The sequence below is a fragment of the Pseudomonas sp. LY-1 genome, from assembly GCF_053502595.1.
In genome coordinates, this window is record NZ_CP094353.1 from 5,911,215 (window position 1) to 5,931,369 (window position 20,155).

Annotated in this window: 14 protein-coding genes and 1 other RNA gene; 13 read left to right on the forward strand and 2 right to left on the reverse strand. The window is 55.3% G+C overall.

The features are described from left to right. Positions 1–17: 17 nt before the first annotated feature. The 11 genes from MOQ67_RS27125 (at position 18) to MOQ67_RS27175 (ending at position 14,479) form a co-directional block, all read left to right on the forward strand. Positions 18–842: a (Fe-S)-binding protein gene (locus tag MOQ67_RS27125; RefSeq protein ID WP_198717770.1), complete on the forward strand. Its 825-nt coding sequence runs from the start codon at positions 18–20 to the stop codon at positions 840–842. After that, positions 839–2,290, forward strand: coding sequence for a LutB/LldF family L-lactate oxidation iron-sulfur protein (locus MOQ67_RS27130; RefSeq protein WP_198717771.1), 1,452 nt, complete (start codon positions 839–841; stop codon positions 2,288–2,290). Before MOQ67_RS27125 ends, MOQ67_RS27130 begins: the two co-directional genes overlap by 4 nt. Beyond that, on the forward strand, positions 2,290–2,961 hold the full coding sequence (locus MOQ67_RS27135) for a LutC/YkgG family protein (protein WP_198717772.1): 672 nt from the start codon (positions 2,290–2,292) through the stop codon (positions 2,959–2,961). The genes MOQ67_RS27130 and MOQ67_RS27135 overlap by 1 nt, the downstream gene beginning before the upstream one ends. Further along, on the forward strand, positions 2,958–5,768 hold the full coding sequence (locus MOQ67_RS27140) for an FAD-binding and (Fe-S)-binding domain-containing protein (RefSeq protein ID WP_198717773.1): 2,811 nt from the start codon (positions 2,958–2,960) through the stop codon (positions 5,766–5,768). The genes MOQ67_RS27135 and MOQ67_RS27140 overlap by 4 nt, the downstream gene beginning before the upstream one ends. Positions 5,769–5,905: 137 nt before the next feature. Further along, positions 5,906–6,190 (forward strand): hypothetical protein, encoded by a 285-nt coding sequence (locus MOQ67_RS27145; RefSeq protein WP_198717774.1) that lies wholly within the window; start codon positions 5,906–5,908, stop codon positions 6,188–6,190. Between the two features lie 102 nt (positions 6,191–6,292). Further along, positions 6,293–6,686, forward strand: a transfer-messenger RNA (tmRNA) gene (gene ssrA / locus MOQ67_RS27150). 364 nt (positions 6,687–7,050) lie between these two features. After that, complete coding sequence (locus MOQ67_RS27155) at positions 7,051–7,266, forward strand: hypothetical protein (RefSeq protein WP_448675717.1); 216 nt, start codon at positions 7,051–7,053, stop codon at positions 7,264–7,266. A 49-nt stretch (positions 7,267–7,315) separates the two neighbouring features. Then, positions 7,316–8,743: an ATP-binding protein gene (locus MOQ67_RS27160; protein ID WP_217855393.1), complete on the forward strand. Its 1,428-nt coding sequence runs from the start codon at positions 7,316–7,318 to the stop codon at positions 8,741–8,743. After that, entirely contained in the window at positions 8,744–11,431 is a 2,688-nt protein-coding gene (locus MOQ67_RS27165) for a Z1 domain-containing protein (RefSeq protein ID WP_448675718.1), read from the forward strand. After that, positions 11,424–12,407, forward strand: coding sequence for a PD-(D/E)XK motif protein (locus tag MOQ67_RS27170; protein WP_448675719.1), 984 nt, complete (start codon positions 11,424–11,426; stop codon positions 12,405–12,407). The genes MOQ67_RS27165 and MOQ67_RS27170 overlap by 8 nt, the downstream gene beginning before the upstream one ends. Then, positions 12,404–14,479: an AIPR family protein gene (locus MOQ67_RS27175; RefSeq protein ID WP_448675720.1), complete on the forward strand. Its 2,076-nt coding sequence runs from the start codon at positions 12,404–12,406 to the stop codon at positions 14,477–14,479. The genes MOQ67_RS27170 and MOQ67_RS27175 overlap by 4 nt, the downstream gene beginning before the upstream one ends. Positions 14,480–14,889: 410 nt before the next feature. Here MOQ67_RS27175 and MOQ67_RS27180 read toward each other — a convergent pair whose 3' ends face one another. Next, positions 14,890–16,545 carry a DNA cytosine methyltransferase gene (locus MOQ67_RS27180; RefSeq protein ID WP_448675721.1) on the reverse strand — a complete coding sequence of 552 codons (1,656 nt, stop codon included), beginning with the start codon at positions 16,543–16,545 and terminating at the stop codon, positions 14,890–14,892. A gap of 314 nt (positions 16,546–16,859) precedes the next feature. Between MOQ67_RS27180 and MOQ67_RS27185 the strand changes: the two genes are divergently transcribed. After that, a complete protein-coding gene (locus MOQ67_RS27185) occupies positions 16,860–17,318 on the forward strand; it encodes a very short patch repair endonuclease (RefSeq protein WP_448675722.1) in 459 nt (152 codons plus the stop codon). A gap of 326 nt (positions 17,319–17,644) precedes the next feature. Here MOQ67_RS27185 and MOQ67_RS27190 read toward each other — a convergent pair whose 3' ends face one another. After that, positions 17,645–18,403, reverse strand: coding sequence for an SDR family NAD(P)-dependent oxidoreductase (locus MOQ67_RS27190; protein WP_198718828.1), 759 nt, complete (start codon positions 18,401–18,403; stop codon positions 17,645–17,647). Positions 18,404–18,571: 168 nt separating this feature from the next. Between MOQ67_RS27190 and MOQ67_RS27195 the strand changes: the two genes are divergently transcribed. Continuing rightward, on the forward strand, positions 18,572–19,504 hold the full coding sequence (locus MOQ67_RS27195) for a helix-turn-helix domain-containing protein (RefSeq protein ID WP_232925429.1): 933 nt from the start codon (positions 18,572–18,574) through the stop codon (positions 19,502–19,504). Positions 19,505–20,155: the final 651 nt, after the last annotated feature.

Sequence of the window (20,155 nt, forward strand, 5' to 3'; positions counted from 1 at the left end):
CCCGGAGAACGCGCCTGATGAGCGAGCTTTTTTACAACGCCGTGCCGAATGCCACCCGTGTCGCGCCGCCTCTGGCCGAGCCACGCGAATACCCCCACGAAAAACCGCAGAAGGTCTACCTGTTCGGCACCTGCGTGGTCGATCTGTTTTATCCCGAAGCCGGCATGGACGCGATCCGCCTGCTGGAACGCGAAGGGATCTGCGTGGATTATCCCCAAGGGCAAAGCTGCTGCGGGCAACCGGCCTACACCTCGGGCTATACCGACCAGGCCCGACAAGTGGCACGCGCGCAACTGGCGCTGTTCGCCGGCGACTACCCGGTGGTGGTGCCATCCGGCTCCTGTGCCGGCATGTTACGTGAGCACTACGCCGACCTCTTCAAGGACGAACCCGACACCCTCAAACAAGTGCAGGCCCTCGCGGCCCGGACTTATGAGTTGGCGGAGTTCCTGTTGTTCGTGTGCAAGGTGCAACTCAACGACAGCGGGGCGCCGGTCAAGGTCGCCCTGCACACGTCGTGCTCCGCGCGTCGGGAAATGAACACCCACCTTCACGGCCGCGAACTGCTGGCCCAATTGCGCAATGTCGAACGCGTCGACCACAGCCACGAAAGCGAATGCTGTGGCTTTGGTGGGACGTTCAGCGTGCGTATGCCAGACATTTCCGGCGCAATGGTGGCCGACAAGACCCGAGCCTTGCAGGACTCCGGCGCCCATCAAGTACTGAGTGCTGATTGCGGTTGCCTGATGAACATCAATGGCGCCCTGGAGAAACAACAGGCGGCCTTACGCGGGCAACACCTGGCCAGCTTTCTCTGGCAACGCACCGGGGGTGAACGATGAACGCCGCGCTGATTCCCACCGTTGAGGTGTCAGAAGACTTCCGCACCCGCGCCCACCAGGCACTGGGCGACGCGCAACTGCGAAACAACTTTCGCAATGCGATGGATTCCCTGATGAGCAAACGGGCGGCGTCTTTCAGCGACGCCCACGAACGCGAACACCTGCGCGCCCTCGGTAACGCGGTGCGCGCCCGCGCCCTGTCGAAGCTGCCCGACCTGCTCGAACAACTGGAAGCCAACCTGACCCGAAACGGCGTGACCGTGCATTGGGCAGAAACGGTTGAAGAGGCCAATGCGATCGTGCTGTCGATCATCCGCCGGCGCGAAGCCACGCAGGTGATCAAAGGCAAATCCATGGTCAGCGAAGAGATGGAGATGAACCACGTACTCGCCGCCCAAGGCATCGAATGCCTTGAGTCGGACATGGGTGAGTTTATTGTTCAACTCGACCATGAGAAGCCGTCCCACATCATCATGCCGGCGATCCACAAGAACGCCAGCCAGGTCGCGTCGCTGTTCCACGAAAAACTCGGCGTGGAGTACACCAAGGATGTCGACCAGTTGATTCAGATTGGTCGCCGCGTGCTGCGGGAAAAGTTCTTCGAAGCAGATATCGGCGTCTCCGGCGTCAACTTCGCCGTGGCCGAAACCGGCACGCTGCTGCTGGTAGAAAACGAAGGCAACGGGCGTATGTCGACCACAGTGCCACCCGTGCATATCGCCGTGACCGGCATCGAGAAGGTCGTGGAAAACCTGCGCGACGTGGTGCCGTTGCTGTCGCTGCTGACCCGCTCCGCGCTCGGTCAGCCGATCACCACCTACGTCAATATGATCTCCGGCCCGCGCAAGGCCGATGAGCTCGACGGCCCCGAAGAAGTCCACCTGGTGCTGCTGGACAACGGACGCAGCCAGGCGTTTGCCGACAGCGAATTGCGTCAGACACTCAACTGCATTCGCTGCGGCGCCTGTATGAATCATTGCCCGGTGTATACCCGAATCGGTGGCCATACCTACGGCGAGGTCTACCCCGGCCCTATCGGAAAAATCATCACACCGCATATGGTCGGCCTGGCAAAAGTACCGGACCATCCCAGTGCGTCTTCGTTGTGCGGTGCTTGTGGAGAAGTGTGTCCGGTAAAAATTCCGATCCCGGCCTTGCTGCGCCGTCTGCGGGAAGAGAACGTAAAAGCGCTGGATAGCCCACACCCCGTGATGCGCGGCCAAGGCAGCAAGTATTCGCGCCAGGAGCGGTTCATCTGGAACGCCTGGGCCAAGCTCCACAGCTCACCGACGCTGTACCGCCTGTTCACATTCGCCGCCACGCGCCTGCGCGCCCTCGTACCGAACAACGTCGGGCCATGGACGCAAAACCATAGCGCGCCTAAACCCGCCGCCCGTTCGCTGCATGACCTGGCACGCGAGCATTTGGCCAAACAGGGAGCGCGTTGATGAGCGCCAAGCAAAATACCCTCGGCAAATTGCGCCACAGCCTGACGGGCACAACACCAGTGCCCGACAACTTCGATGAGACCCTGGTCACACAGATCTACACCTACCCGCCAGAGCAGCGCATCGCACAATTGCGCAAGCTGATGGAGGCGGTGCATACCGAGATCCACCTGACCCGCGGCGCCGAATGGCCAGCTTTACTCGCGCAGCTGCTGCAAAAACGCGAGCTGCCCAGCCTGCTCATCGCGCCGACAACCGAGCATGGGCGGCGCATCACCGAGCACTGGTCGAACCATCCGCAATTGCCGCAGCTCAAAGCCTACGACCGCCCTGTGGAAGAATGGAAAGCCGAGCTGTTTAATGACACACCGGCCAGCCTGACCACGACCCTCGGCGCCATCGCCGCCACCGGTAGCCTGATTCTGTGGCCCACGCGAGAAGAACCGCGACTGATGAGCCTGGTGCCGCCGGTACACTTTGCACTGCTCAAGGCCAGCGAGATTTACGACAACTTTTATCAGGTCCAGCAGCAATTCGCCTGGGCCCAAGGCATGCCCACCAATGCCCTGCTGGTGTCCGGCCCGTCGAAGACCGCTGACATCGAACAAGTTCTGGCTTATGGCGCCCACGGTCCGAAGGACCTGGTGGTGCTGATCCTGGAGGACCAATGAGTCTGCCTGCCGCTTTCCTTGCTGACGTCGCACAGCTGATCCCGAAAATTCGTCGCTTCGACGACCCACTTTCCACCTTGGCATTTGGCACAGACGCCAGTTTTTACCGACTGATCCCACAGCTGGTGATTCGCGTCGAGTCGGAAGACGAAGTGGTGGCGCTGCTGAAACTGGCCCAGCGCGATCATGTTCCGGTGACCTTCCGCGCAGCGGGCACCAGCTTGTCCGGGCAGGCCATCAGCGATTCGGTGCTGATCGTACTGGGGGACAACTGGAACGGCCGCGAAATTCGTGGGCAAGGCACGCAGATCCGCCTGCAACCCGGCGTGATCGGTGCCCAGGCCAACGCCTGGCTGGCGCCATTCGGGCGCAAGATCGGGCCGGATCCGGCGTCGATCAACGCCTGCAAAATCGGTGGCATCGTCGCCAACAATGCCAGCGGCATGTGCTGCGGTACGGCGCAAAACACCTACCACACCCTGGCCGGAATTCGCCTGGTGCTGGCCGATGGCAGCCGCCTGGACACCGAAGATACCGCCAGCGTCGCGGCATTTCGTCAGCAGCACGGCGCGCTGCTTGAACGCCTGGCCACACTCGGGCGGGAGACGCGGGCAAACGCTGAACTGGCCGCCAAAATCCGCCACAAATATCGTCTGAAAAATACCACCGGCCTGTCACTCAACGCCCTGGTGGATTTCGATGAGCCGCTGGATATCCTCAGCCACCTGCTGGTGGGCTCCGAAGGCACCCTGGGCTTTATCAGCGCAGTGACTTACGACACCGTCATCGACCACCCGAACAAAGCCTCGGCGCTGATCGTATTCCCCGATGTCGAGACCTGCTGCAATGCGGTGACCGTCCTGAAAACCCAACCGGTCTCAGCGGTTGAGCTGCTCGACCGACGCAGCATGCGTTCGGTGCAGGACAAACCCGGCATGCCCGCCTTCGTACAACATCTATCGGAAAATGCCTGCGCACTGTTGATCGAATCCCGTGCGGCATCGCCCTCTTTGCTCCAGGAGCAACTGGCGCTGATCATGGCGTCCCTGGCGGCGTTTCCGGTGGAAAAACAGGTCGACTTCACCGAAGACCCGGTGGAAAACGCCCGCCTGTGGGCGATCCGCAAAGACACCTTCCCCGCCGTCGGCGCCGTGCGCAAAACCGGCACTACGGTGATCATCGAAGACGTGACGTTCCCGGTCGAGCAGTTGGCCATCGGCGTTAACCGTTTGATCGAGCTGTTCGACAAACACCACTACGACGAAGCCATCCTTTTCGGACACGCTCTGGAAGGCAATCTGCACTTTGTGTTCACCCAAGGCTTCAACAGCAGCGAAGAAGTCGCACGCTACCAAGCGTTCATGGACGACGTCGCCCAACTGGTGGCCGTAGAATTTGGCGGCTCACTGAAAGCCGAGCATGGCACCGGCCGCAACATGGCGCCGTTCGTCGAGCTGGAATGGGGCAGCGACGCCTATCAACTGATGTGGCAACTCAAACGCCTGCTCGACCCCAACGGTATTCTCAACCCGGACGTGGTGCTCAGCGAAGATCCGCAGATCCACCTTAAACACCTCAAGCCGCTGCCTGCCGCCGACGAGCTTGTGGATAAGTGTATCGAGTGCGGTTTCTGCGAGCCGGTATGCCCGTCGAAAGGCCTGACCTTGAGCCCGCGCCAGCGCATCGTGATCTGGCGCGATATCCAGGCGAAGAAACGCGCCGGCATCGACACCACTGAACTGGAAACGGCCTACCACTACCAGGGCATCGACACCTGCGCCGCCACCGGGTTATGCGCCCAGCGCTGCCCTGTGGGAATCAACACCGGCGACTTGGTGAAAAAACTCCGGGCCCGCGACGCCGACCATACAAAAACCGCCGAATGGTTGGCCATCCACTTCGCCACTGCGCTACAAGGCGCGCGCTTTACCCTGCACGTCGCCAACGGCGCACGCATGCTGTTGGGCGCGCCGCGCCTGGCCAAGTTGTCGGCCACAGTGAGCAAGTTGTCCAAGGGACAAATCCCACAATGGACCAACGCCATGCCGCAACCGGAAAAAGCCATTCGCTTCAGCCCGGCAGTGACCGATGAGCGGCCACGCGTGGTCTACCTCGCGGCATGCGTCTCACGCGCCATGGGCCCGGCGGCTGGCGATAAAGAGCAAACGTCGCTGTACGACAAAACCCGCGGTCTGCTGGAAAAAGCCGGCTACCAAGTCGTCTTCCCCGACAACCAGGACAACCTGTGCTGCGGCCAGCCTTTCGCCTCCAAGGGCTATGCCGAACAGGCCGAACACAAGCGCCAGGAACTGATCGGCGCCTTGCTCCACGCCAGCCGCGGCGGCCTCGACCCGATCTACTGCGACACCAGCCCCTGCACCCTGCGCCTGGTGCAAGACCTGGGCGAAACACGCCTGGACCTGTACGACCCGGTACGATTTATCCGCACACACCTGATGGACCGCCTCGACTTCATACCGCAGGAAGCACCGATCGCCGTACACGTCACTTGCAGCACCCAGCACCTCGGGGAAAGCCAGGCCCTGATCGACCTGGCCCGCCGCTGCGCGAAAACCGTGGTGATCCCGGAAGGCATCCACTGCTGTGGTTTTGCCGGCGACAAAGGCTTCACCACCCCGGAACTCAACGCCCACTCCCTGCGCTCGCTGAAAGACGCCGTGCAATATTGCAGCGAAGGCATCTCCACCAGCCGCACCTGCGAGATCGGCCTGAGCCAGCATGGCGGCATCGATTACCACGGGCTGGTCTACCTCGTGGACCGCGTAACCCGACCGAGGGCGCACTAATCCTGCACAAAAACAGAACCCCTGCGCGGCGACGTAGTCATCTGCATAGGCCTCGGCGATCGAGGCTCATCAGTGATGTCGCTGGCAGCCCTTGAACGCCAGCAGCGTCGAGCCCTTTTTCGCAAGGAGATACCCTTATGAAGCATTCCGCTCTTGCTGGCGTGTTCATTGCCGCTGCGATGCTGGCCTCACCGGTGTTTGCCGCCGGAAAAACCGACCAGCTTTGTCAGATTAATCTCGACAAAATCAACAACGGCAAAGCCCTGCTCGCCACCGACACCACTGGCAAAAGCGGCGAAATCGACACCGCCGTGTCTCAAGCCAAAGCCGCCCACGCAGCAGGTGATGACAAGAGGTGCATAGAGATCACGTCCAAAGCCCTGCAAGACCTACAGAACAGCGACAAAGGCGCCAATCAGTAACACCCCGACGCTCATGGCCAACCTTCGGGTTGGCCTTCTGTGACCGTTTGGCGTACACTGCACAGGCTTGTCACTCACTAAGAAACAACGAGTTACAAGCACGGGGCCGTTTAGGATTCGACGCCGGTCGCGAAACTTTAGGTGCATGCCGAGTTGGTAACAGAACTCGTAAATCCACTGTTGCAACTTTCTATAGTTGCCAATGACGAAACCTACGGGGAATACGCTCTCGCTGCGTAAGCAGCCTTAGCCCTTCCCTCCTGGTACCTTCGGGTCCAGCAATCATCAGGGGATGTCTGTAAACCCAAAATGATTGTCATATAGAACAGAATCGCCGTGCAGTACGTTGTGGACGAAGCGGCTAAAACTTACACAACTCGCCCAAAGCACCCTGCCCGTCGGGTCGCTGAGGGTTAACTTAATAGACACGGCTACGCATGTAGTACCGACAGCGGAGTACTGGCGGACGGGGGTTCAAATCCCCCCGGCTCCACCACTTCAACATCTAAAGACGTCCACGGACGTCTTTTTTTGTGCCTGAAATCCAGTGAACACAGGGGTTTCAGCGCTTATGGGGGCTTTTCAGGTTTTCTGAGTTCCAGGCGCTTTGGTATCCCAGGTGGTATCCCGGACTGCCAGATGCTATTTTCAGGATACCAAAACGGTGCTGGAGGTAGCCCCCATGCCTACTAACGCAACCCGCCTCTCCGATCGCCAGCTCAAGGCAGTCAAGGCAACTGGTAAAGACTTCGTCCTCAAACGCAGCAGAAAACCTGCTTCAAAAGCTTCCTAATAGCCCCTTGGACGATGACATTTTCGGTTCTGAGACTGTTGGGACCGTTTGCTATGAGGTGGCCCTTATGCAAAACCTAGAAGTCGGGCCGCAGCTGGACTTCAAAGGCCATAGATATGTCTTCGAGCAGCGAGAAAGTCAATTTGCCACCATGGTCGGACTATATGTGGCAGATGCCGCGTTCGAGAGCTATCGACAACAACCGCATTTCAGATACGCTCGCCTGATGGAAGACAAAAAACGTTCAGCAGGGGCTCTTCCCCAGCGTCATGTGGCGAATTGAATGGGGACATATGAGGCATGTAAATAATCCTCCTGACGCGTCCGCGCTGATGGCCTCGGCGCGTAGCTTTGGGAATTACGACCTGTCGAGTGCTCTTGCAGATCTAATAGACAACAGCATCAAGGCAAGAGCCCACAGCATCGATATCAAATGCATCAGGAAGGATGATGGGCCCGAGGTCAGAATTTTGGACGATGGATCCGGAATGACAGCGGTTGAACTTCATCGGGCGATGAGACCCGCCAGCACTAACCCCAATGAGGAACGGGCTCCTGATGACCTCGGCCGTTTCGGGTGGGGCATGAAGTCGGCATCACTTTCACAATGCCGGCACTTGACCGTTGTCACGAGACAGAATGGCGCTCTGTCCGGCGCGTCTTGGAATCTGGATGATATCGCCAACTGGAAGATGGGAGTTCTTGATCCCGATGAGATTGAAGCTCAAGTCGATCAGCGCCTGCTTGAGCGCGACGGGACAGAGATCATCTGGAGCATGTGCGATCGCCTGTCCGAATATGGTCAAGTTGGCGGCAGGGGCTTCAATGATCTAGTCGCGCACGCCCAAAAGAAGCTGTCGCTCATTTTCCATCGCTATCTGGGAGGCGAGGAAGGCCTTCGGAAACTCAGAATCAGTTTCAATGGTAGCGTGCTGAAGCCGACGGATCCTTTTCTCCGCAACCATAATGCAACGCAGGCCCAGCCGAAGGAAGTTCTTAACTTCGATGGCCAGCCTATTGGGGTGCAGGCCTTCATACTACCGCACTATTCGAAGTTAACTGCGGGCGAGCACGATCAGCTCGGCGGTGAAGAAGGTTTCGTTCGCAATCAAGGTTTCTATGTTTACCGACAGCACCGGCTCATCATACACGGGACTTGGTTTCGACTGGTGAGGCACGGCGAGTTGTCACAACTTGTCCGGATCGCCGTCAACATCCCCAACGCCCTCGATGCGATATGGAAGATCACGCTCGACAAGGCAGACGCACAGCTGCCTTCGGGGCTCAAAAGCCGTTTGAAGGACATCGTCGGCGGACTCAAGAGCAGATCGGGAAAGGTATTTCAGTCCCGCGGCGGACGAATTCGCGAAGGAACTGGAAAAACGTCAGTCTGGGCTAAATACGTGCGAAACGGTGAGGTTCGCTATTACATCAACCGCGAGCACCCGTTGATAACCGGTATGCTAGAGGACGAGGATAGAGACAGAGCCAAAGCCTTTTCGGCAGCGCTCGGAATCATCGAAGACTGCTTCCCAATTATAAGCATCGGCGAGGACTATTCGTCTCGCCCGGAAATGATGAATCAGGGCGTACTAGACAGGGATAGATTTCTCGACAAATTCGACACAGCCCTCCCCTCACTGCTGCTTCACTCAGGCGGCGACATGAAAGCGCTGCGTGAACTTCTTGCATCAACTGAACCGTGGGCTAGTCAAGCCGACCTCGTCGTAAAACACCTCAAGGACAAAGGGTGGTGGTAAATGTTTGATAGCGAACTTGCGTATTTCCGCTCGATAATCAACAAGCAACATGGCGAAGACATTGCCCAAGGACAAGGCTTACCCGAAGGTGCGATCACTTCTATCGTTCGCAACGGGCCGTTTCAGCACCTTGGTGAACCAGCAATCAATGCGATTATCCGCGAATTGGAAGCTAGTTTTACGGTTACCCAGAAGCGGGGGGCGGTTATCACAAAAGGCCACCGGCCCTGGCTGGCAACAATGCGGCCAGCTCTTGACTTCTATTACTGGAATCGCCTACGCAAATACTATCTCGAGACGGGGACTCTCCCGTCGCCCGTGCTTGCCACCCTCGACTCCGACACGGATGAAATTCTCGACCAATGCGGCAATCCGAAAGACGAATTCTACGGCGCAGTTCGCGGCATGGTCATGGGAAATGTCCAGTCGGGCAAGACCACCAACTACTCTGCGCTGATCTGCAAGGCAGCCGACGCGGGCTATCGTGTAATTATCCTACTCGCAGGGATAACCAACTCGCTGCGCGCCCAGACGCAGGAACGAATTGACGAGACATTCATCGGCAAGGTCTCGATGTTTGGCGCGGCTGCACAGCAGTCGCTGCCGATCCAGAATTATGCAGCGACGCGGCGAATCCCCTCTTACGGCACAACTCGGGTAGCCGATTTTTCGAGCGGCACGGATGGAATCTATTTCGGTCTATCAGGTCATCAGGAGCCGATGATCTTCATAACCAAAAAAAACAAATCCATCCTTGAACGTCTCGCACACTGGATAGAGAAACAGGGAGAGACGGGCGGCTATGACCTGCCACTTCTGCTGATCGACGACGAAGCCGACAATGCGTCTATCAACACGGCCACTGACCCCAAGCGGACTACTGCCATCAACGGTATCATTCGACAGATTTTGTCGCGTTTTCCGCGCTCGGCATATATCGGTTATACCGCTACACCGTTCGCCAACATCTTCATCGACCCGGAAACGACGGCGGAAATGGAGACGGATGACCTTTTCCCCGGAAACTTTATCAAGGCGCTTGATCCGCCTACCAATTATGCAGGTTCACATCGAATTTTCCGAGAGGGCGGTGACTTACGCTCGAGCATGGTCAAGGTCATTGATGACTATCGAGCGCTGCTGCCGCTGAGACACAAAAGCGGAGACAATGTGACCGACATCCCGGAAAGTCTGCGCCACGCGATCCGTGTATTTTGCATAACGAGGGCAATAAGGGTATTCCAAGATAAGGGCAAAGCCCACTGTTCGATGATGATCAACGTCAGCCGATTCAATGCCATCCAAGACAAGATTCTCGGACTCGTTTACGAATATCTTACGGAGATCAAGGACGCAGTCTCGGTCCATGCATCGCTGCCGCTTGATGAGATCAACGATGACATCATGGCTCATCTCGAAAACAGTTTCACGGTCGAGTTCGGTAACTCTGGGCTCAACTGGCGCGATCTTCTCGAAGTTCTTAATGAAGGTGTCCAATCCATCGAAGTCCGCACCGTCAATATGCGGGGTGGCAAGCTCGATTATTCACTGCGCAAATCAGAAGGTCTTCATGTAATCGCCATCGGCGGGCTGGCGCTTTCACGCGGCCTCACGCTCGAAGGCCTCACGATCTCCTATATCCTGCGGAACGCTACTGCAAGCGACACCCTTATGCAGATGGCTCGCTGGTTCGGCTACCGACCGGGCTATGAGGAATATTGCCGCCTCTATCTGCCGCAGGTGTCCTTCGACCATTACGAATTTGTAGACGAAGCGACAGAAGAACTTAGAAGCGAGATCAAGCGTATGCAGGCCGCACGCCGCACACCGCGCGATTTCGGCCTCAAAGTCCGGCAGAGCCCGCTCGCCATCCGGGTAACTGCGGCAAACAAGATGCGGACGGCGGAAAAGCTTAAAATCGCTCAGGACTATTCCGCGCGTCACATCGAGGGTTTCGCGCTTCCAAATGATCCTGTCATCGGAAAAGCCCATCGCAATGCGGTCGAAAAATTTCTCATCGCGCTCGGAAGCCCCACTGAAATACACAAGGGCTATATTCACTGGGCCGCGGGCGGGCGAGACGTACTCAGTCTCATGCGCGAATTCCAGTTCGTGGATCATCCCGATCTCTCAGTGATTTCCGATACATCCCTTCTAGGGGACTATGTTCAGGACCGCGTCACGGATGAACTCGAAAAATGGGATGTGGTACTTCCCATGCGCCAGTCGGGCGACTCTACTCCATTTGCTGGTCAGAAGATCAATTTGAGGTCTCGGGACCAAGGAACAGTTCAGAAGGGCACTTATCGAGTTTATGGCAGCAAGAATCGCGTTGCCGATCCTGGGGACGCGCAGATCGGCCTGTCAGACTCACAGAAGGCAAAGGCAGATGCTGCCTACCGTGCTGAAACATACAAGAAGGAACGCGCCGCGTGTTCTGTACGAGAGCGGCCGATGATGTTGGTGCATGTCTTCAATGCGAAGCTGCGCGACGATCGAAACGATCGTGACGAGGATCTCAAACTTAACGATCCCATCGTCACGCTTTCTTTCTGCATGCCCGAGACAGGTAAACCCGCCAAGGAGAGAACCTACCAAGTGAATGCTGTCTATCGGCAGCAACTTGAGCACTTTGCCGCTGAGGAAGACGATGACTCTGAAGCGATGATGGAGGCTCAAGATGCTTAGTGAATGGAAAGCGATCGTGCCGCCAACAGACCCAGGTTGCTACAACATTCGACTTGCTGACAGCAGCCATCCGCTCGATTTCAGGATCGGCCGTGACTTTCACGGATGTTTTATCTTCCAGCTCGATGGCGAGTGCGCTTTGCCTGGAGTTCCTGACCTGCCGAAGATGTCGGCAGTGACCTGCGAGGTCCATCCGATGGCCGCTGGGCGTTCAAGATTAGTGCTGAGCCTGGGTGATGCTGCCGATCTCAGAAATTTCGCCCTTATGTGCAAGAGCCTCATGCTTGCAACAGACAAGTTTGCACCGACACAGTCCGGAAAGGGGCTGATTCAAGCCATCAAGGAGGTCCACCGTTGGCAGGAGATGCTGAGCCATAGGACCGACCGCATACTGTCAAAAGGCGAGCAGATTGGCCTGGTCGGCGAAATGCTGTTTCTACGGGATGTTCTTAGTGACCGCATCGGTTGGAATGCTGCAATCAAATGCTGGAATGGCCCTAGCGGTCATGAGCAGGATTTTGTCGTCGCCGGCACCATCTTTGAGGTCAAGACTCAGGTGGTGACTGCCGACCGGCGAATTCGGATTTCCTCCGAAGATCAACTCGATCCAGTCCAGGGGCGCATCCTGCTCTGCAATCAGGGAATCGCACCGCTGCCATCCACTGCCCCATCAGCTCGGACTCTCAATGCTCTTGTGTCAGAGATTCGAGAAGCTTTTGCCGAGGCTGGAGCAAACGCCTTGGAACTTTTTGAGATCGCTCTACTGGAAGCGAGATATCAGGAGCGGCAGGAATATAACGAAGAAAGCTGGGTTCTCATTGACCGTATTTTCTATGAGGTGTGCACTACCTTTCCTCGTATCGAGCGCAGTGATCTCCGCCCCGGCGTAGAGAGGGTTACCTACAGCATTCGGGTGAGCGACTGCATTCCCTTCATCATCAGCCATGATGATGCCTTTGAGGGAGTCGAAGCATGAGCGATTTGCAGCAAGCATTCGAAGTGCTACGAGAGGATATTCTTCTAGAAGCGGAGGTACGGGGCGTCTTCCAGCAAGAGGCTTTTTTCGAGCTCTATGCCGCATCGGCGTCAGACAACGGCGACACCATCGACTTGGAGTACACCCACAGTCACAAGGAAGGTGGACGGAGGCCATACCGAATCGACGGCTATGGGTTTGATACCGATCGCGGAACGCTCTATCTCGCCGTCTGCGATTACCGGGACGGAAAGGAACTGGAGTCTATACATAATGACCGCCTAACCTCAGTGTTCAAGCAAGCAACCGCCTTTTTCGAAAATGCCTGTTCATCGGTGTTCATCAATTCAATTGAAGAAACAAGTCCAGCATTTGCAGCGGCCTATCCCATCTATTCAACACGTGATCTCATCAAGAGAGTTCGCATCATCCTTTTTTCCAACGCCCGCCTGGCGACCAAACGACCGCCTCAGCTGGGCGAGCAAGTAGGCGGATTGCCGACTGTTTATAGCGTACTTGACGCGACTCGTTATTTCGAAATCCAAAAAAGTTTTCAAATTCCTGAGTCTATCGAAGTCAATATCGCAGAAATTGCCGGAGAGCCTATTGCCTGCCTCAAGGCCTCGACAAACACCGAAGAACATCAATCCTACCTCCTAGCCATTCCGGGCCCGGTGCTTGCTGAAGTCTACGGTCTATACGGAGCACGACTGCTCGAACAGAACGTCCGGACCTATCTCCAGGCTAAAACGAAGGTGAACAAGGGTATTCTGGAAACAATCAAGAAGACGCCAGAGATGTTCTTTGCTTACAACAACGGCCTAACCGCGACCGCATCAGCGGTTAAGCTCGAGATACTGGAAGACGGGCAGCTAGGAATTGCAGCTATTCATAACCTTCAGATCGTGAATGGCGGCCAAACGACGGCGTCTATCCTATACGCAAAGGATGTCGCAAACTCACCGCTCGAGCGTGTCTATGTGCAAATGAAACTCTCAGTAGTTCCACCTGCCCATATCGAGCAGGTCGTACCAAAAATTTCGCGATACGCCAACACTCAGAATCGTATCTCAGAGGCAGACTTCTTCTCGAGCCATCCGTTCCATCTGCAAATGGAGCGTTACTCCCGGATAATGACAGCACCACCTCAGAACGGTGCGATGACGGGCGACAAATGGTTCTATGAGCGCGCACGCGGGCAGTACCGCGACGGCATGGCGTACGCGTCCGTGGCAGGAAAGAAAAAATATCAGTTGGAGTATCCTAGGGAAAAGATTATCGAAAAGACCGACCTTGCGAAGTATCTCCTGAGTTTCGAAAGAAAGCCTTACATTGTATCTAGAGGCGCGCAGAAAGCCTTCATGGGGTTCGCCGATCAAACCGCGAAAGCTTGGAAGTCCGCTCCTACCCAATTTAACGAACTTTGGTATAGAAATGCTTGCGCGATGGGGCTGATATTCCGCTGGACCGATAAGCATGTTGCTGGCTCCGACTGGTACAAAGATGACCGAGGCTATAAATCCCAGACAGTTGCCTATACGCTTTCTTGGATTGCCGAGGAGATCGATCGCCAAGGCAAGGCAAGCCTAAACTGGGGACAAATCTGGAATACTCAATCCGTCCCGGAAGAGCTTCAAGAGCTTATCGCCTCTCTTGCCCCACAGGTTGCTGCCGCTCTCAGAAATACTTCTGCAAATGTTCGGAACGTCGGCGAGTACTGCAAACTGGAAATTTGCTGGCAAAATATCAGAGCTGCAGAATTCAACGTTCAGGCAGTACCTGATCATTTGGTGCTCGACGAAAATGAGATGACGCAAGAGAAAAAAGAAGCGAAGTCGTCTGCAAGGATCGATAGTGAAATCGACTTCGACGTGCTCCTTCACATGCTCGGACCCAAGGCCGAAATTATTCGTCAGACTGCCGAGCAGCATAGATTCCTGTCGCCAAAGGCTGACAGGGCCCTTCAGAAGATAGGATCGGGAGATCTCAACCTAGCAAGGCCAGATAAGAATGCAGTCAAGCTGCTTGTGAAGAGAATGGCGGAGGAAGGGATGCCAGTCGAAGATATGTAGGACGGCCTAACTAACGTATTCTGCCGAGCAGAAAGCCGATCTTGTGCGCTCGTTGAGCAGTGGTCACAATTCACCTCCAGCAATGCTGCCAACGCAGCCTGTCACAAGCTCGCCGTTAGGCATGAGCGAGTGGAGTGAGGTATCACTGGCGACAGCTCCATTGCACTGCATCGTGGTTTCCTAATGCTAGTTAGTACATTAGCTAAGGAGCAAAATGACCAACCACTACCGCCTGCGAGGCGCCTTTGGGCTGGTTCAGTAGCACTTTTTCGTGGGCCAAGATCACCAACGACCTAGTAACCACCAATACGCTACCGACCGTTGTCCGGAGCTCGCCCAATTTTCAAGTTTTCGCGACATCTTGCAGCTCAACTCTCGATAACTAGAGAGACAGTTGCGGTTTGCACCTGTCATTCACCCATAACATCTTTAGTTTCGGAAATACGCCGACAAACAACGTCATAGACTATTTTTGCGATTCTGTTCGCCAGTAGAGGCGGTACCGCATTACCCACTTGATGGTACTGCTGAGTTCGATTCCCTTCAAAATAGTAGTTATCCGGGAATGTCTGGAGCCGCGCAGCCTCGCGAACGGTCAGACTACGGCATTGCGCTGGGTCGTAATGGATAAAATAGTGCCCATCCTTCGAGATATGGCTAGTGATAGTCGTGGCCGGAAATTCTGCAAGCTGCACCCGGAAGCGGTCACTGAACTTACCGCTTTCCCAATTCTTATGAGCGGGCGCAAGGCCAGGAAGTGAGAATTGCTGATGGCCCTTGGGAGAATACTTATTGTGCGCAGCGAAGGTGCTAGCAAAGACGTATCGTCGCAGGTCCGAGCGCATATGGCTGCGGGCGTCGTGACTCATCCAATATTTGATATTGGCATCGTGATACCAAGCATCCAGCGATGGTATCCCTGTATTACCCTGACCTTTCTCCTTTGGCACCCTTTCAGCGCCTGAACTCCGCGGCGCATCGAAGAGTGCTCGCCGGGTAGCTTGAAGTGGGGAGATCATTTCGCCACTATCAAGCTCGGCATAATGCAGCAACTCATCTACTTCATCGGCAACAGTTCGATACCATTCTTCCTGACAATCCGAGCGCCGCGATAGCTTGCTTCTCAGCCTAGGAAGTTTGCCTATGGCTTGCTGAACCGACACTGGGTCAGTTTTTGTCAAAAGCTCATGCTCAGGAACGTTACCGTTCTCATCTAGAGCTATCCCAAGAAGGATGACGCGATGGCGGGCTTGTGGAATTCCGTACTTTTCAGCTTCGATGATATATGACTTTGGTTTCACACTGTCTATACAATCTAAAAAGCTGAACGCCTCCTCGGAAACCAGTGAACATATCTTGTATTTCTGCCCGCCCTCTTTGTTATCTAGTGCTTTGCTAGGATCAACCAGATCTTGCAGAATCTGCGAGAAAATCCCTTTGCCTCCGACTTTGGACGACAAGATACCTTTGACGTTTTCCATGACAAAGACGGTAGGTCGGTAGTCTTTGATGATGCGTAGATAATCCTTGTACAGAAAATGCCTATTATCATTCTCCGCGACGTAATCCTTCTTGGCTTTGTTTCTGGCTCGACCCACGATCGAATATGCTTGGCATGGAGGCCCGCCGATGAGTACCCATGGACGCCCTATCTTATTCAACCTAGCTTTGATGAGTCCATTTAACTCTTTGTCGCCCTCCTCCGAACCCAAGGTTATCTGCCGTGCTTCCTGCTCGGCACGGTTCCAGAATGCCGCGGTTTCAGGGGTGCTGCTAGGCTTTTCTGCCTCTCCATTGCAGTAACGGTAATAGTCCTGCAGCCCGGCAGGGTATTCGCGCTTGAGCAATCGGTAGTAAGCACGAAGTCTTAGCGTCCTCCTGGCAACAGGATCCATTTCAGCAGAAACGATGATATCGAAGTGCTTGCCTTCTCCTGAGGATGAAAAACCCTCACCCAACCCGCCAGGTCCAGCGAAAAGGTCGACGATCTGGATAGCATCCTCAACCGCAATAGCTGGCTTGGCGATCGTGTTTGGCGGGAAAAGGGAGTTCTGGTAGTCAATCATGGGCATCAATGGTCTAGATATCAGGAATGCAACAGCGTATGCAGCAGAGCCGCGCTACTTTACTAGGATTAGGGCGGTAGCGCAGCTACAGCCGCTCTGGCGACGATTACATCTACTCGGTGCCCATTTTGAAGTGGCCATCAAGTCAACCTGCAGCGGCGGAAACACAATTCCAGGTCACGGTCCATCCCTTGGCACACTAAAAACATTCCCAAATCCCCTAGAGGCCGTAAATAGAACAGTGATTTATATGGACTTAGCGAGCGCCAAGTCGTAACCCTACGCGAGAGTAGCCGCATCTGAGGGAAAGATTGATGGATATCGTCAGTAAAGAAGTCAGGTCTCGCATGATGGCCAGCATCCGCAGCAGCAATACAGCTCCGGAGATGAAGGTTCGGAAGCTGCTGCATAGGAATGGCTTCAGGTATCGTCTGCATTCACGGGAGCTACCAGGTCGCCCCGACGTGGTGTTGCCTCGCTACCGCGTCTGCATATTCATTCATGGCTGCTTCTGGCATAGGCACCCCGGGTGCAGATATGCGACCAACCCCAGTTCTCGCGAAGATTTCTGGCGCTTGAAATTCGAGCAGAACGTGAAGAGAGATACGATAAACAGAAGCGCGTTGCTACAACAGGGTTGGCGCGTCTTCGAGCTATGGGAGTGCGGGATCCGCAAACCGGAAGCAGAACTCAAATGGCTTCTGGAAGCTGTGCCTAATTGTAATCAACAATTCATCTCTTGGCCCTCTTTGCCTGCCGTCACCTCTAGCTGACCTCGATGCTCAGGCTCGGCGCCACAACTGCTCGTCGAGAGGCAAAGAATACTCGTCGCGGTATTCCAATTGGTATTCCGCCTAAAAGTAAAAAAAGATATTTACTATATAAATCATTTTCTTACCAGAGCAATTCAAATTACCCCGGCTCATCTAAAGACGTCCACGGACGTCTTTTTTTGTGCCTGAAACCCAGTAAATACGCCGGATAATAACCGTCTGGGCAAGGCCCCTTTTGTCGTTGATGCGACCAGATCAACCAATCACATGAACAGGATCGCAGGCCCAGTCGGTCAACACGGTGTAAGTGACAGAAATAGGCCCTATCAGGCTCCGGCGGGGACGCTCATCCCTCCATCCGCCATGACGACGGCGCCCAAAATATAAGATGCCCGCTCTGAGGCTAGAAACGCGACGACTTCAGCGATTTCCTCGGGCTGAGCGGCACGTTTGATCGGCGTCTTTTCACCATGCTGGGCAAGGAACCCAGGGCCGTCTTCAACAACATCGTTGAGGATATTGGTCACAACATCTCCGGAGCCGACTGCATTGACGCGTATACCGTAGTCAATGACCTCCAGGGCCAACGTGCGAGTCAGTTGGGCCAGCGCACCTTTTGAAGCGGTATAAGCCGCAATCGTAGGAAACGCCTGGTAAGCCGCATAGGACGCGATGTTGATAATGGCACCCGTTCGATTCGGGATCATCGCCTTTATGGCTTCCCGAGCATGTAAAAATGCCGCCGTGACATTGACCGCCTGGATACGCTCCCAATCATCGCGAGTCATGTCCACGACCAATTTGTTTATGATGATTCCGGCGTTATTGACCAATATATCCAGACGGCCAAAGTGTGTTATCGCTGTCGCCACTGCTGTTTCGGCAGCGCCATCTTCAGTGATATCCGCAATCAGTGGAACTAGGCCGGGCCGGGCGAGTTGCTCGACTGTCGGACTTTTGTCTTCAGCTACCACTTTAGCCCCGCGCTCATGCAGCATCAGGGCGACAGCCCGGCCAATCCCACTCGCTGCACCGGTCACCAGAACCACCCGACCTTCGAATTCACCACGTGTATCAACCGTCATCTTTCTCTCCAGAGAAGGCATCCAGCCGCAACAACTGCTGCTGTAGACGACGACACCTTCTCCCATTCTTTCGCGCGGTTCTGCCGCACTTTTGCCGGGCTGTCGGGATTTTGCTTTTAGTCGCCTGGACTCGCTACTCTGTCGACCCATCACTCGCGAAAACATGCCATGGCAACGCTTGGCCAACCATCCCGTTCAGATCATCATGAGCGGATTCCCGCCCATAAAATGCCGGACTACCTACCCGCTACGGCCCATCAGCCTTTTGGCCAAAGTTTGAACTCGCAGGTGCAGGTACAGATATTCAGGCATCGAACCACCCAGCAGAGTCTGATGATTCCTGCTGTCGCAGAACCTCTGCTTGTTCTGATCGTTTCAGGTGCTGCCGTCATAGAAGAGCGCATTGGGAACGAAGAGTGGACGGCCACCCCTGTCGCTGCTGGCGACTTTTTTCTGACAACGTCGCCCCTCCCCTATGAAATGCGATGGCAAACACAAAGCGATGGGGGCTTTGAAGTGATGCATGTCTATCTCAGCCAGCATCTGCTGGATCTTGCCGCGCGGGATATTGTTTCGTGTCCCGACGGAGTCCCGCGGCTACGAGAGGTTTCCGGCGAACGAGATCCCGAAGTTACGGGGCTGATGAGATCCCTCTATCACGAAGTGACTTCAAACCCGCAAGCCAGCTCTCTGTACCTACAAGGCGTAGGCCAAGCGCTTGCTGTGCATTTGGCCCGACGCTATGGCGACGGCAGCGAACCGTCCAAACGTATGAACGCCTTACCGGCCTACAAACTCCATAAGGCCATTGCGACCCTGCAAACAGGGATGGGCAGTGCATTCAGCCTGGACAGACTGGCATCCGAAGCGGGCATGAGCGTTTCGCACTTCAGTCGCCTGTTCAAGAAAGCAACAGGACGGAGCCCATCCCAGTACTTTATTCATCTGCGGATGGAAACGGCGCGGGAGCTGCTTCTGGAATCCGACCTCAGCATCCTGAACGTCGCCCTTGAGGTTGGCTATGCCAGCCCAAGTTATTTCGCTCAATTGTTCAGACGTCATACCGGCATAACGCCGCGTGAATACCGTCATCGGAGTTAAGTTCAGGTGCGCTGGTATGGACGGCCTACACCTGGCTAACTCGCGACTGCTGGTCGAACTGCTTGTCAGCGCCGCTAAAGCCTAAAACAAGGCAAAAACCGTAATCGTGCGAAAACGTCATTTTTTCACGCGGCTACGTGAAATCCGAGTCCAGCACCCTCTGCTCAAAACAGGGATTTCAATCTCAGACGTGTACTTTTCTGTCGTGAAAACCGAGACCGACTTTTTCAACAGAATCGGCCGGTTTCTGCCTGCTATCCCGAAAGCGGTAAATATGTCACTGCTTATCATGAACGCCAAGAAATGTTGCCAGATGGAACTTAACCGGCCGAGGGGAGGGTAAAGGGAGGTATTCCAATCAAAATTGAAAACAAACATTAACCATAATAATCAAGAGTATAAAAAACCGATTCAGATTACCCCAGCACTCATTTGCATCGCTCTTGACCAGGCGCTTGCATTCGACCTGACCAACGATTGCAACGGACTTGACCAGCACGCTTAGTAACCATGATCGGCAGAGAGCTGTTCATTGCTGCCGGTAACGACAGGCAGAAATCGGCCCATAGCGATCATTTTTTAACACCGGCCATGCCGCTACTCCGCAAACATCCGCGGAGCGGAAAGGCAGTGTCTTCGTGAGCCAACGCA